The organism is Lysinibacillus sp. NPDC093190 (genome assembly GCF_050280425.1).
Lineage (GTDB): Bacteria > Bacillota > Bacilli > Bacillales_A > Planococcaceae > Lysinibacillus.
Genome location: NZ_JBNNVG010000005.1, coordinates 174,763 through 188,583, shown reverse-complemented (window position 1 = coordinate 188,583; position 13,821 = coordinate 174,763). Strand labels below are relative to the sequence as shown.

Annotated in this window: 11 protein-coding genes; 4 read left to right on the top strand and 7 right to left on the bottom strand. The window is 36.1% G+C overall.

The features are described 5' to 3' along the window. Nucleotides 1-429 precede the first annotated feature (429 nt). The 7 genes from ACQKOF_RS06625 to dnaA form a co-directional block, all read right to left on the bottom strand. Nucleotides 430-1,512, bottom strand: coding sequence for an HD-GYP domain-containing protein (locus ACQKOF_RS06625; RefSeq protein WP_427554769.1), 1,083 nt, complete (start codon nucleotides 1,510-1,512; stop codon nucleotides 430-432). A gap of 148 nt (nucleotides 1,513-1,660) precedes the next feature. Next, nucleotides 1,661-4,138 (bottom strand): DNA gyrase subunit A, encoded by a 2,478-nt coding sequence (gene gyrA / locus ACQKOF_RS06620; protein WP_427554767.1) that lies wholly within the window; start codon nucleotides 4,136-4,138, stop codon nucleotides 1,661-1,663. 25 nt (nucleotides 4,139-4,163) lie between these two features. Continuing rightward, entirely contained in the window at nucleotides 4,164-6,098 is a 1,935-nt protein-coding gene (gyrB, locus tag ACQKOF_RS06615) for a DNA topoisomerase (ATP-hydrolyzing) subunit B (RefSeq protein WP_427554765.1), read from the bottom strand. Nucleotides 6,099-6,190: 92 nt separating this feature from the next. Beyond that, complete coding sequence (gene recF / locus ACQKOF_RS06610) at nucleotides 6,191-7,306, bottom strand: DNA replication/repair protein RecF (RefSeq protein ID WP_427554763.1); 1,116 nt, start codon at nucleotides 7,304-7,306, stop codon at nucleotides 6,191-6,193. 3 nt (nucleotides 7,307-7,309) lie between these two features. Continuing rightward, nucleotides 7,310-7,534 carry a S4 domain-containing protein YaaA gene (yaaA, locus tag ACQKOF_RS06605; protein ID WP_370044005.1) on the bottom strand — a complete coding sequence of 75 codons (225 nt, stop codon included), beginning with the start codon at nucleotides 7,532-7,534 and terminating at the stop codon, nucleotides 7,310-7,312. A gap of 172 nt (nucleotides 7,535-7,706) precedes the next feature. Further along, the gene (gene dnaN / locus ACQKOF_RS06600) at nucleotides 7,707-8,843 is read right to left on the bottom strand and encodes a DNA polymerase III subunit beta (RefSeq protein ID WP_427554761.1); all 1,137 of its coding nucleotides are present in this window, start codon (nucleotides 8,841-8,843) and stop codon (nucleotides 7,707-7,709) included. 169 nt (nucleotides 8,844-9,012) lie between these two features. Next, complete coding sequence (dnaA, locus tag ACQKOF_RS06595) at nucleotides 9,013-10,362, bottom strand: chromosomal replication initiator protein DnaA (protein ID WP_053482948.1); 1,350 nt, start codon at nucleotides 10,360-10,362, stop codon at nucleotides 9,013-9,015. A 565-nt stretch (nucleotides 10,363-10,927) separates the two neighbouring features. On the opposite strand from dnaA, the gene rpmH reads away from it, so the two are divergent. From rpmH to jag, 4 genes are all read left to right on the top strand, one after another. Continuing rightward, the gene (gene rpmH, locus ACQKOF_RS06590; RefSeq protein WP_004233310.1) at nucleotides 10,928-11,062 is read left to right on the top strand and encodes a 50S ribosomal protein L34; all 135 of its coding nucleotides are present in this window, start codon (nucleotides 10,928-10,930) and stop codon (nucleotides 11,060-11,062) included. 101 nt (nucleotides 11,063-11,163) lie between these two features. Further along, complete coding sequence (gene rnpA / locus ACQKOF_RS06585; protein WP_427554759.1) at nucleotides 11,164-11,508, top strand: ribonuclease P protein component; 345 nt, start codon at nucleotides 11,164-11,166, stop codon at nucleotides 11,506-11,508. 288 nt (nucleotides 11,509-11,796) lie between these two features. After that, a complete protein-coding gene (yidC, locus tag ACQKOF_RS06580) occupies nucleotides 11,797-12,567 on the top strand; it encodes a membrane protein insertase YidC (RefSeq protein ID WP_427554757.1) in 771 nt (256 codons plus the stop codon). After that, on the top strand, nucleotides 12,564-13,373 hold the full coding sequence (gene jag, locus ACQKOF_RS06575; RefSeq protein WP_427554755.1) for an RNA-binding cell elongation regulator Jag/EloR: 810 nt from the start codon (nucleotides 12,564-12,566) through the stop codon (nucleotides 13,371-13,373). Before yidC ends, jag begins: the two co-directional genes overlap by 4 nt. Nucleotides 13,374-13,821 lie beyond the last annotated feature (448 nt).

Sequence of the window (13,821 nt, the reverse complement as noted above, 5' to 3'; positions counted from 1 at the left end):
TTGATGTCCAAAATTTTGTTTCGTTCACCAACTCAAGGTTAGTTACTAAAAACTTTATTGATTACGTTTTGCTTGTTCAGTTTTCAAGGTTCATTACTTTATTTTAAGTGTCACCTCTTGGCGACTCACTAATAATATCAAGAATCTAAAACTATGTCAACACTTTCTCAAAAAAAATCAATAGTTTTAAAAAAATCTATTATTCTCCTTCTACTTACCGTGTAAAGAGGGTTTTAGTTAACCTTAATTAAATAATTTCAAAGGGATAATTATTTTCTCTATATCACTTAATTTTTAAGATATCAATTTTCTCATAGTTAGCTCATTTTTAGACGTAGGAACCTTTGTTAATGCTTTGGTTACGATACCTTCGATTGAGATAAAAATGAAAAAGGCAGACGCCAATGTTAATGGGTTGCCTTTTTACTATTATAAATTTGTTATTATACGTGAAATATAGAAGGTACGATTTTTACCTAAATCAAGTATCTCCCCTGAATGGCTTAGTTTGATAAGTGGTCGAGTTGGGGCAAATTTATTTACAAACATTACTTCGCCTTGTTCCAGATTAGATAGTTCAACTATTGTTCCTAGAGGAAGGTCGGCAACAATATCTATCAGTGCACGAACTACTTTAATATCAAACTTTCCAAATTCAGATTCATTAATCATCTCTATGACTTTAAAGGAAGATTGCTTAGCTCTATACACTCGCTCACAAGTCATTGCATGGAATACATCTGCAACCGCGATAATTTGAGCAAAAGTAGAAATATTAGCGATTTTTTCCCCTTTCGGATAGCCACTACCGTTTAAACGCTCATGGTGCTGGAAAATAGCCTCTTTCATTGTATCCTTTAAGATTGTTAAATCTTTGACCATATCGTAGCTATAAGTCGGATGCTTATAAATTTCATCAAACTCCTGCTCTGTTAAGGTTGTTTTTTTATCACGGATACGTGGATGAATTTTTGCCATTCCACAATCAGCTAATAACCCTCCAATTGCAACTTGGATTGTAATTCCTTTGTCATAGCCTAATTTTTGTGCAATCACCGAAGAAATCAATGCTGTTGCTACACAATGATGGTACAAATAGTCTTTTGGATTTGAATACTCATTTAATTCAAAAATGATGGTACGATCTTCTAAAACCATTTCTAATAATGGCAAAATGATTTTACGTGCTTTCGCAATATCTACCTTTGCACCAGCTTCCCAATTTTTAAATTGTTTTTTGAATTGTTCAACAGAATTGTCATAAACCTTTTTGAAAGTTGGAACAGCATCTGTTGGAACAACTAAGTCTGTTTCTATTACTTCTGTTCGAGCCTCTATACCATCTTTATAAACAGGGACTCTTGAAATATTAAAAGCAAAAAAAACTTGTAAATGCTCGTGGGAAATTATTGTGTTTTTAAAAATTATTGGATAGTGTGTATTAGCAAAAATATCTTCTGAAATTACTTTACCAACGCGTAACTCTGAAATTGGGACATGTATAGTTTCCACGCAATTAACTCCTCTTCACTATTTCACTTGCTTAAACATAAGGTTAATTTCATTTTATCATGGAATTCAAAATAATTACTTATTTTTCATGATTTATGCTAAAAAAACCGATGAACAGCAACATTAGCTGTCGTCATCGGTCTTTTTATTATTCTTCTACTTGATCATTTTCTTCGATAGAGTCTTCGATAGAGTCTTCTTCTTTTTCAACCTTTGCTACAGTTGCAACAAGCTCTTCATCGCCTAAACGAATTAAACGAACACCCTGTGTACTACGTCCAATTAATGAGATATCATTAACATCCATACGGATAAGCATGCCGTTAATTGTAATAAGCATTAAATCTTCTGAACCATCAACAGTTTTTACAGCTACCATTGGACCATTTTTATCAGTGATTTGAATTGTTTTTAATCCTACACCACCACGGCTCTGTAAACGATATTCCTCTTCAGAAGTACGTTTACCGTAACCTTTTGCTGTAACAACTAAAATTTCCTGTCCTGGTTCAATGATTTCCATACCAACTACTTCGTCACCATCACGTAGTTTAATACCTCGTACACCACCTGCAGTACGGCCCATTGAACGAATATCATCCTCTTGGAAACGTACAAGCATGCCATCACGAGTACCGATAATCACTTGTTTAACGCCATCTGTTAAACGAACAGAAATGAGATCATCATCTTCTCGTAAACTTATAGCTATTAAGCCGTTTGTTCGGATGTTAGCAAATTGAGATACTGGTGTACGCTTTGTAATACCTGTTTTAGTAGTGAAGATAAAGTACGCATCTTCATCAAATGAACCAACACGGATCATTGCTGTTACTTTCTCACCTTTATCAATATTGAGTAAGTTAACAATCGGTAAGCCTTTCGCTGTACGACCAAATTCCGGAATCTCATAACCTTTTGCTCTAAATACTTTTCCTTTTGAAGTGAAAAATAAAATTGTATCGTGTGTAGATGTATTCATAAGATGCTCTACAAAATCATCTTCATTTGTGCCCATACCTTGTACACCACGACCACCACGTTTTTGACTGCGATATGTATTCGCAGCTAAACGTTTGATATAACCATTGTGCGTTAAAGTTACGACCGAATTTTCGACTGGGATTAAATCCTCGTCCTCAATCATTTCTAAACCGCCAGAAGTAATTTCAGTACGTCGTTTATCGTTAAAGCGTTCTTTTAGTTCTACTATTTCAGTACGAATAATATCAACAATTTTAGTCTCATCTGCTAAAATCGCTTTTAATTCAGCAATTAATATTTGAAGCTCTTGATATTCTGCTTCGATTTTTTCACGCTCTAACCCACTTAAACGAACTAAACGCATATCTAAAATTGCTTGTGCTTGACGTTCAGATAAATTGAAGCGTTCCATTAATTGAGGTTTTGCTTCATCACCACTACGTGAACCACGAATAATAGCAATAATTTCATCAATATGATCAAGGGCAATACGTAAGCCCTCTAAAATATGTGCACGATCTTCCGCTTTCCTTAAGTCAAATTCCGTACGACGGCGAATAATAACCTTTTGATGCTCTAAATAATGATGCAACATTTCTTTTAAGCCCATTACTTTAGGTTGACCATTTACTAATGACAGCATATTAATACCGAAGCTCGACTGCATGGCTGTTTGTTTATATAAATTATTTAAAACTACATTGGCATTTGCATCTTTACGAACTTCAATGACTACTCGCATACCACGTCGGTCAGATTCATCACGTAGGTTTGTAATACCATCAATTTTTTTATCGCGTACAAGCTCTGCTATTTTTTCAATAAGCTTAGCTTTATTTACTTGGTATGGTAATTCATGAACAAGAATTGTTTCTTTACCATTTGGTTTTTGTTCAATCTCTACCTTTGCGCGAATAATGATGGAGCCACGGCCTGTTTCGTAAGCACGGCGAATACCGCTACGACCTAAAATTAATCCACCAGTTGGGAAATCAGGTCCTGGGATGATTTCCATCAATTCTTCCGTTGTAATAGCAGGATTTTCAGAAAGTGCTATCACTGCATCTATCGTTTCACCAAGTTGATGTGGCGGAATATTTGTCGCCATACCTACCGCAATTCCTGCCGCTCCATTTACTAATAAGTTTGGATAGCGACTTGGAAGGACAACAGGTTCCTTTTCTGAACCATCATAGTTATCTGTATAGTCAATTGTGTCTTTATTGATATCACGAAGCATTTCCATTGCAATACGAGACATACGTGATTCCGTATAACGCATCGCTGCCGCTCCGTCACCATCGACAGATCCAAAGTTACCATGACCATCGACTAGCATGTAACGATAGCTGAAATCTTGTGCCATACGTACCATTGCATCATAGATGGATGAGTCACCATGTGGATGGTATTTACCCATTACGTCCCCAACTATACGTGCTGATTTTTTGTACGCTTTATCTGCTGTATTCCCTAGCTCTTGCATGCCATATAAAATACGGCGATGTACAGGTTTTAATCCATCTCGTACGTCTGGTAATGCACGAGAAACGATTACACTCATCGCATAATCGAGGAAGGATGTTTCAATTTCTTCTGTTATATTAACTCCTTTAACACCGGAGCGTTCTTGTTCTGACAAAGTGTAGACCTCCTCTCAAGAAAAATTAAATATCTAAATTAGCGTATACAGCATTTTCTTCGATAAATTGACGACGAGGTTCAACTTCATCGCCCATTAAACGCTCAAATGCTTGGTTTGCTTTAATTGCATCATCTAATTCTACTTGTAACAATGTGCGGTGCTCAGGATCCATTGTAGTTTCCCAAAGCTGCTCTGCATTCATTTCCCCAAGACCTTTGTATCGTTGCACATTTGGTTTTGGCATTTTTGATAGTCGTTCTAAAATTTCTTTTAATGTTTCGTCATCATAGCAATACTCAACATGCTTACCTTGCTTAACTTGATAAAGAGGTGGCTGTGCAATATAAATATAACCTGCCTCTATGAGAGGTCGAAGGAAACGGAAGAAGAATGTTAATAGTAATGTGCGAATATGGGCACCATCAACATCGGCATCTGTCATAATAACGATTTTATGATAACGAGCCTTTTCTAAAGAAAACTCTTCACCAATACCTGTGCCAAATGCTGTAATCATGGCACGGATTTCTGCATTCGATAAAATTTTATCTAAGCGTGCTTTTTCAACGTTAAGGATTTTACCACGTAACGGTAAGATTGCTTGGAAGTGTCGGTCACGTCCAGATTTTGCTGAACCACCGGCAGAATCACCCTCAACGATATAAATTTCACATTCAGATGGATTTGTTGATGAACAGTCAGCTAATTTACCTGGTAAACTTGATACTTCAAGGGCATTTTTGCGACGTGTAAATTCACGTGCTTTTTTAGCAGCGACACGTGCACGAGCAGCCATTAAACCTTTTTCTACAACTTTACGAGCGACAGTTGGATTTTCTAACATAAATCGTTCAAAACCATCTGAGAATAAGGAGTTAGTAATTTGGCTAACTTCAGAGTTACCAAGCTTTGTTTTTGTTTGTCCTTCAAATTGTGGATCAGGATGCTTAACTGAAACAATAGCTGTTAACCCTTCTCGAACATCCTCACCAGTAAGGTTTGCATCTGATTCTTTTAATAGTCCGTTTTTTCGTGCGTAATCATTAATAACACGTGTCAGAGCTGTTTTAAAACCAGACTCATGTGTACCACCTTCATACGTATTAATGTTATTAGCAAATGAAAAAATATTTGAAGAGAATCCAGCATTATATTGCATAGCAATTTCAACTGAAATACCATCCTTTTCCCCAAGAACATCAATTGGTTCATGGATAGGCTCTTTAGATTGATTCAAATGCTCTACATAAGAACGGATACCACCTTCATAATGATACGTAGTAGAACGTTCCTCACCTTCGCGTTCATCAGCAATTGTAATCTTGATACCACGATTCAAATAAGCTAATTCACGAATTCGATGTGCTAAAATATCATATTCATAAACCGTAGTCTCTTTAAATATTTCAGGGTCTGCTTTAAAACGTGTAGTTGTTCCATTACGATCTGAATCACCAATAATCATTATCTCTTGAACAGTTTTCCCACGTTCAAATTTAATTTCATGAATATGACCCTCACGATGAACTTGAACAATCGTCTCAGCTGATAGAGCATTTACAACAGATGCCCCTACACCATGAAGACCACCAGATACTTTGTATCCTCCACCGCCAAACTTACCGCCAGCATGGAGCACTGTCATAATAACTTCAACAGCAGGCTTCCCCATTTTCTCTTGTATACTTACCGGAATACCACGACCATTGTCTTCTACACGAATCCAATTGTCTTTTTCTATCGTTACTTTTATATCTGTACAAAATCCTGCAAGTGCTTCATCAATACTATTATCAACAATTTCCCATACTAAATGGTGAAGACCTTTAGAGCTTGTTGAACCGATATACATCCCTGGTCTTTTACGTACCGCTTCTAAACCTTCTAATACCTGTATCTGATCGGCTTCATAAGCTTGATTTTGTAAACCTTCGTTCTCTATAGCCACGGCTTTCATCTACTCCTTCATAACATCATTGTGTGTAAATGAATGAACAGTCAACCGAGCTGACTATTACCATTCTTTTGTAATCTAAAAAACTCCCCGGGCTAACTTTCTTCAATCGCTCCTTGTTTCACGTGAAACAGCTGTGCATGCTCCATCGTTTCATGATGAATTCCATCAACACTTGTAGTCGTAACAAAGGTTTGAACTTCACCTTGAATGGTATTTAATAAATGCGATTGGCGATAATCGTCGAGTTCCGACAATACATCATCTAAAAGTAGTATGGGTGTTTCATTTGTTTCTTGTTTAATTAACTCGATTTCAGCAAGTTTTAATGAAAGAGCGGTTGTACGTTGCTGGCCTTGTGAACCATATGTCTGAACATCATAGCCATTTACCAAAAACTGCAAATCGTCTCGATGCGGACCAACTAGTGTTACACCTCGATCAAATTCACGCTCCTTAGCTTCTATTAGCTTTTTATGCAAGAAGCCTTCAATTTCACTAGATGTAAGTTCTTTTTCAATACCAGCTACTGTGCGGTATTTAATAACTAACGTTTCTTTCCCTTGTGAAATACCTGCGTGAATTGGCTCTGCCCACTCCTGCAATAAATCCATAAATTGAAATCTTTTTCGAATAATTTGGGTAGCTGCGTGAATATATTGTTCATTATAAACTTCGTACATCACGTCATCTGGCATTGTTTTACCTTGATTCATTTTTAAAAAATGGTTACGTTGCTTTAAAATTTTTTGAAAGGTTAATAAATCGTGTAAATAGACAGGCGAAATTTGCCCAATCTCCATATCAATAAAACGTCGGCGTATTTGCGGACTTCCCTTTACAACGTTTAAATCTTCGGGTGCAAACATCACGACATTCATTTGGCCAATATAATGACTGAGTCGACTTTGTTCTATATGATTTATCTTACCTTTTTTGCCTTTTTTCGTAATCGTAAGCTCAATTGGTAAAATACCATGCCGTTTTTGAACGGCCCCTTCTATTTTACCATAGTCTGAATCCCAACGTATTAATTCTTTATCGTTCGTCGTTCGATGGGATTTAGCCATCGCTAATACGTAAATAGATTCCATAACATTTGTTTTTCCTTGAGCATTTTCACCAATAAAAACATTAATTTTTGGAGAGAAGTTTAAAGCTAAGGCATCATAGTTACGGTAATTTGTAAGTTTTAACTGCTCTATATGCATAATTTACTGTCCAGTGGTTCCAACGATACGAAATCGACCACATCCAGGAATATTTACAATGTCACCGTCACGTAATTTACGACCACGGCGATCATCTACTTCTCCATTTACATATACTTCATTTTCGTGTAAAAACCACTTCGCCATGCCACCAGAGCTAATGGCATCGGTCATTTTTAAAAGTTGCCCTAACGTGACAAACTCTACATCAATTTCAATGTCCTTCATAGTTGAGTTCCCCTCCAAATACAGACTGTCTATCTCTCTATCATACCTAAATATTCAACATAAGTAAAAAAAGATAGCCGCAACTAGCGACTACCCGAAAGTTTTTCAAAGCATTTAGAGCTTGAAATTATGGAGTTTATTCTCTCCAATGAATGCTGAAAGAAGTAAAATCTTAATAAGTACGTACAGGTAAAATCAACTGTAAAATAGCATCGTCATGAACTGAACGTAAAATAAATGGTCTCATTGCTCCTGTAAATTGAATGACAACATCTTGACCATCTATTGCTTTCAATGCTTCCATCATGTATTTTGCACTGAAAGAAATTTTTAAGTTTTCCCCTTCTAATGATTCAACAGGAATTTCCTCTTGAACCTTACCGATTTCTGGAGAATTAGAAGAAACTTCGACAGCTTGATTATCTAAAATCTCAAAACGTACAACATTATTACGATCGCCACGAGCAACAAGAGATGCACGATCGATTGCTTGTAATAATGATTTACCGTTAATTGTTAGATTTGTTTGATACTCTTCTGGAATTAAACGTGATGTATCTGGGTAGTTACCTTCAAGTAAGCGAGAGAAGAATAATACTTCTCCAGTTTTAAATAACACTTGCTGGCTTGTCATAACAATTTGCACAAGATTTGTAGAATCCTCTAAAACTTTATTTAACTCATTTAAACTTTTACCAGGAATTACAACGCTATGTTCAACTTCAGGTAAATTTTCTAGTTGAACTTTACGTCTTGCCAAACGGTGGCTATCTGTTGCAACACAGATTAATGATTCGTTTTTTATCTGCCAGTTTACACCTGTCAACACCGGTCTACTTTCTGAAGTGGCAACAGCGAATACTGTTTCACGGATAATCGACTTTAATAGATCAGCAGGAATAGTAAATTTTTGATCCTCTGTTAATTCGGGTAATAAAGGATATTCAGCAGCATCTGAGCCAATTAAGTGGAATTCAGATTTACCTGAACGGATATGAGTTTGGAAACCAGTTGTTACTTGAATTTCAACCTCATTTGTTGGTAACTTACGTACAATTTCATTAAACATACGAGCTTGTACAACAATTGATCCTGTTTCTGTAATATGAATTATTTGTTGGCCATCTTCTTCAACTGGAATAAATGTTTGAATTGTAATATCAGCATCACTACCTGTTAAGCGAATACCCTCATCTGTTACATCAATTTTTATCCCCGTTAAAATTGGAATAGTTGTTTTAGAACTTACGGCTTTCATAACATCATTTAAACCCTCTAATAAACGGTCACGTAAAATATCAAATTTCATTCGTTTTCCCTCACATATTTATATTATTTATTTATATAAAATAAAAAAGATATAGTAATAGGTCCTGTGGATTTGTGGATAAGTACTTTCAAGTGAATAAAATCAGTCTATCCACATGTAGATAGACTGTGTATAAGTTTGTGTTTAAATGTTTGTATTGTCCACAGCATTATTTCCCTAGCATGCTTCGAATTTGTTTAATATCTTGTTGTAGCTGAACGTCATTTTTCAACAAAGAAGATATTTTTTCGTGCGCATGGATAACAGTAGTATGGTCACGTCCACCAAATTCTTCGCCAATTTTCGGCAGCGAAAAATCTGTTAATTCGCGAGATAAAAACATGGCGACTTGACGTGGGAAGGCAATTAACTTTGTACGTTTTTTCGCGACAAAATCCTCTAAACGAATGTTAAAATGCTCTCCTACTGCATTTTGAATGTCTAATATCGTGACAGTTCGTGGCTTTGAATTAGGAATAATATCCTTTAATGCTTCAGCAGCCAAAGTTGCATTAATATCCTTGTTAACAAGTGATGAGTAGGCAACGACGCGAATAAGCGCACCTTCAAGCTCCCGAATATTGGAGTCAATCTGGTTCGCAATATAGAGCATGACTTCATTTGGCACTTCTAGACCATCAGCCTTTGCTTTTTTTCGAAGAATGGCGATACGAGTTTCCAAATCAGGAGGTGCAATATCTGTAATTAGTCCCCATTCGAATCGAGAACGTAAACGATCTTCCAATGTCGGTATTTCCTTAGGAGGACGGTCACTGGAAATAACAATTTGTTTCGATTCTTCATGCAATGTATTAAAAGTATGGAAAAATTCTTCCTGAGTTGATTCTTTTCCAGCTAGAAATTGAATATCATCAATTAGCAGTACATCTACATTGCGATATTTATTGCGGAAATCAAGAGCCTTATTATCACGAATTGAGTTAATAAATTCATTTGTAAATTTTTCAGATGATAAATATACCACCTTTGCATTTGGGTTATGTTCCAGTACATAATGACCAATCGCATGCATTAAGTGTGTTTTGCCAAGTCCTACTCCCCCATAGATAAAAAATGGGTTATAAGCCTTCGCAGGCGCTTCTGCGACAGCTAGCGAGGCAGCATGTGCAAAGCGGTTACCAGAGCCAATAACAAACGTATCAAAAGTATACTTCGGGTTTAACATACCTGGTGAAATATCATGGTGTTCGTTATTTTTTGCTTGGATAATCGGCGCTGGTAAATCGAAATCGTCCGAATCCTGGTTTTTTTGAACAACAAACTTAATAAGCAAGTCTTCGCCTGTAAGCTCCGTTAATATACCTGTAATCAAATGAATATAATGATTTTCAAGCCAGTCTCGAGCAAACGAATTTGGCGCAGCAATTGTCACAGTAGAACCACTACCATTGTAGGAAAGTAGTTTAGTAGACTTTAGCCACGTTTCGAAGCTTGGTTTAGAAATTTTTTGTTCAACTTGAGCCAGGACATTATTCCATAGTTCTTCTAAATGTTCCAAGCTGCTAATCTCCTTTACAGTTCAATACAATTACAATAATAAAAGCGCATTTATAGAAACGGTAAATACGTTCATTTTTACAACTAGTCCACAAATTCACAAGTTGTGGATAAAAGTTAACCAAAGGCTGTGATAAAAATTATCCACAGCATATCAACAGTTGTGGATAAAATAAAAGTTAATTTCAGTTTTCAACAAAGTGAAGCACAGATATCGTATCAGAAAAACAAAGCTATTTCAATAGTTTGTGAAACTTATCCACACACCTTTCATTTATGCACTTCCGAGTTGTCCACAAGGTCTGCTTATGTGAAAAAGGTGTAGATAAATGTTGTGGATAAAAAATAATGCAAAAAATACTATACACAACTCTGTGTAAAAAAAACAAGTACTCTGTGGATAATTTATATTTGTTTCAGTAGAAGATGATCGTAGTAAAAGATAGACATAGATTTGCTTAAATATAGAAATTTATAAAATTCATTGACAAAATCACTAGTTACTTTATATAATATTCAGGTCTGTATGTTGAAAAATTCAACTCAATCAGGAGGTGTCTATATAAATGAAACGTACTTACCAACCAAAAAAACGTAAGCACAGCAAAGTTCACGGTTTCCGCGCACGTATGAGCACGAAAAACGGTCGCAAAGTTCTTGCTGCTCGCCGTCGTAAAGGAAGAAAAGTATTATCAGCATAAAATAAGTCCACTGAGACACATCAGTGGTCTTTTTTTTCTTTATTTTTGGTAAACCTAGAAATGAGGATCAAAGGATAATTATCGAGTAGCAGGTGAAAGTAATGAAAAAACGCCAACGAGTGAAAAAAAACGATGATTTTCAAAAGGTGTTTAAAAAGGGTAAATCTTTCGCTAATCGTCAGTTTGTCGTATATTTTTTAGAAAAAGAGGGACAAACAGAATTTCGTGTAGGATTATCGGTTAGTAAAAAGCTTGGGAATGCAGTAACACGCAACCAGATCAAACGCTATATTCGACAAAGTATTCATGAATTAAAGGATGAGTTAAAGTCGAATATGGACTATGTTATTATCGCCAGACAACCGGCGGCCACTATGAATTTTCATGAAGTAAAACAGGGTTTGCAGCATGTACTACGAATCGCAAAAGTATTAAAGAAGACGTAATATGAATGGCAACCAAAGTGGTGAATAGAAGCGTTTCTGCGAAAAAGTGAAATCGCTGAAAATACTCACCGGGGTATTTCTAAATGGATTTTCACTGCAATATATGAATTATTAGTAACATTACTTAGTAAATATGTGCACATTGTTAGAATATTTAGTAGAGTGAAACGATATATGCATGATAAAATAACTGATAACTTTATTCAGTTGCAGGAAACTGTAAACGTATAAAGAAGAGAACGCATATAGTTTTAGAAAAAGTGAATAGTATTTGTAGGGGGAAAAAGGTTGAAGAAACAACTTTGGGTAATTTTGTCGCTAGCATCAGTAGCATTGCTACTTTCTGGTTGTACAGAATTCAAAGAACCAATCTCCAAAGAAAGCACAGGCTTCTGGAATGAATTCATTGTTTGGCCTTTAGTGTCAGCGATAAAATACTTTGCTGATTTGCTCGGTTCATATGCATGGGGGATCATCGTTGTAACGATTATTATTCGTTTAGCCGTTCTTCCATTAATGATTAAACAAACAAAGAGCTCTAAAAAAATGCAAGAAATTCAGCCAAAATTGAAGGAATTGCAAAAGAAGTATGCTTCTAAGGATGCACAGACACAGCAACAGTATCAAAAAGAGATGATGCAGCTTATGAGTGAGTCTGGTGTCAATCCACTTGCTGGATGTTTACCTGTTTTCATTCAAATGCCAATTTTAATTGGTTTCTACCATGCGATTAGTCGTATGAATGCTACACCTGCTTTTGATTTAGGGAATTTCTTTATTTTCCCATTAGCAGAAACAGCACCGGCACTAGCAATTACTGCTGGTTTAATGCAATTTATCGTTTTACGTACGGGCCCAGCGATGGATAACCCTCAAATGAAAATAATGATGTACATTATGCCATTTATGATTATTGCTTTCGGTATGGCATTACCAGCAGCATTATCATTATACTGGGTAGTCGGTAACATTATTTCGATTGCTCAAAACCTGTTTATTTACAAACCTTGGGAGAAAAATAAAACACAACCTGCTCAAAATGGAGGGGCTAAAAAGTGAAACAACTTACGCAAATAGGCGCAACAACACAAGAAGCGATCTCATTGGCGTTACAGAAACTTGGCAAAACCCGTGAACAAGTAGATGTTGAAGTTTTACAAGAAGGTAAAAAAGGATTTTTAGGTTTTGGGGCACGATCTGCAGAAGTTCGTGTAACAGTAAAGGAAGTACAGGTTCGATCAACAATTGAAGAAGAAATAGCTGAACAGCAAAATACGATTCAATTTGTCGAACCAACAGTAATAGATGATGTTGAAGCAATAAGTTCACAAGTTTCTGAACAACCAAGTGATATCGAAGCTGTTCAACAAGTCGTAGAGGAACAAAAAGAGGAAGAACAAACCTCGGTAAACCCAATTGAAGAAGCAAAGACTTATGTAGTAAATATTGCTGAACAATTGGATATTCATGATCTTGAAATTGAAACGACACGTGAAGGGAAATATGTATTATTTCAACTGAAGAGCGAGAAAGCTGCACTGCTAATAGGGAAACGTGGTCAAACATTAAATTCCTTGCAGCAATTAACACAACTTGTGTTAAATAAAAGTTCCAAACAGTTCTTAATGGTGAAATTAGACGTAGAAAACTATCGTGAACGTCGTCAAGTAGCTTTGGAGTTACTGGCAGACCGTATGGCGGATAAAGCACTTCGCTTAAATCAGCGTGTGACATTTGAGCCAATGCAGTCGTACGAAAGAAAAATTATTCATAATCAATTGGCAAATCGCCTTGATATTGAAACATATTCAGAAGGAACGGAGCCTAATCGTTATTTAGTCATTGAACCTGTAAAGAACGGCTAAACTTCGTAAAAACATACAGGCAAAAATCTAAAGTCATTTTATCGTCATGATAAAATGACTTTTTTATGTTGTTGAAAAATAAGATGGTCAAGGGAATCTTTGTGAATGTTGTGGTGCTTCAGATGAGAGTGATTTCCGTTCCAGGCTACTCGCCCACGAGAGTCGAGTAGCCTGGAACGGAAATCAGCGATAGTGTAGAACTTTTATAAGTTTTATTCAATTCAAAAGTGAACACTATATCTATTTATCATAATCGAAAAGAAAGGAGTTATAACAGTGACACAATTGTACACCAGTAATTGTTGCTGACGCTTCGCTTTCGCACAGATAAACCCCTTTGCTGCCACTTCGCTTTCGCACAGATAAACATTGCTGAAGTTTTCGTTCTATCACTATTAAAATTTTGAGTGACATGCCAGAAGATATATGCCTAGTGAAGTGGTTGATT

Bases quoted from the DNA above. Each gene is read 5' to 3' on its own strand.
- gyrB (WP_427554765.1), bottom strand. From the start codon at position 6,098: ATGAAAGCCGTGGCTATAGAGAACGAAGGTTTACAAAATCAAGCTTAT.
- recF (WP_427554763.1), bottom strand. From the start codon at position 7,306: ATGCATATAGAGCAGTTAAAACTTACAAATTACCGTAACTATGATGCC.
- yaaA (WP_370044005.1), bottom strand. From the start codon at position 7,534: ATGAAGGACATTGAAATTGATGTAGAGTTTGTCACGTTAGGGCAACTT.
- dnaN (WP_427554761.1), bottom strand. From the start codon at position 8,843: ATGAAATTTGATATTTTACGTGACCGTTTATTAGAGGGTTTAAATGAT.
- rpmH (WP_004233310.1), top strand. From the start codon at position 10,928: ATGAAACGTACTTACCAACCAAAAAAACGTAAGCACAGCAAAGTTCAC.
- rnpA (WP_427554759.1), top strand. From the start codon at position 11,164: ATGAAAAAACGCCAACGAGTGAAAAAAAACGATGATTTTCAAAAGGTG.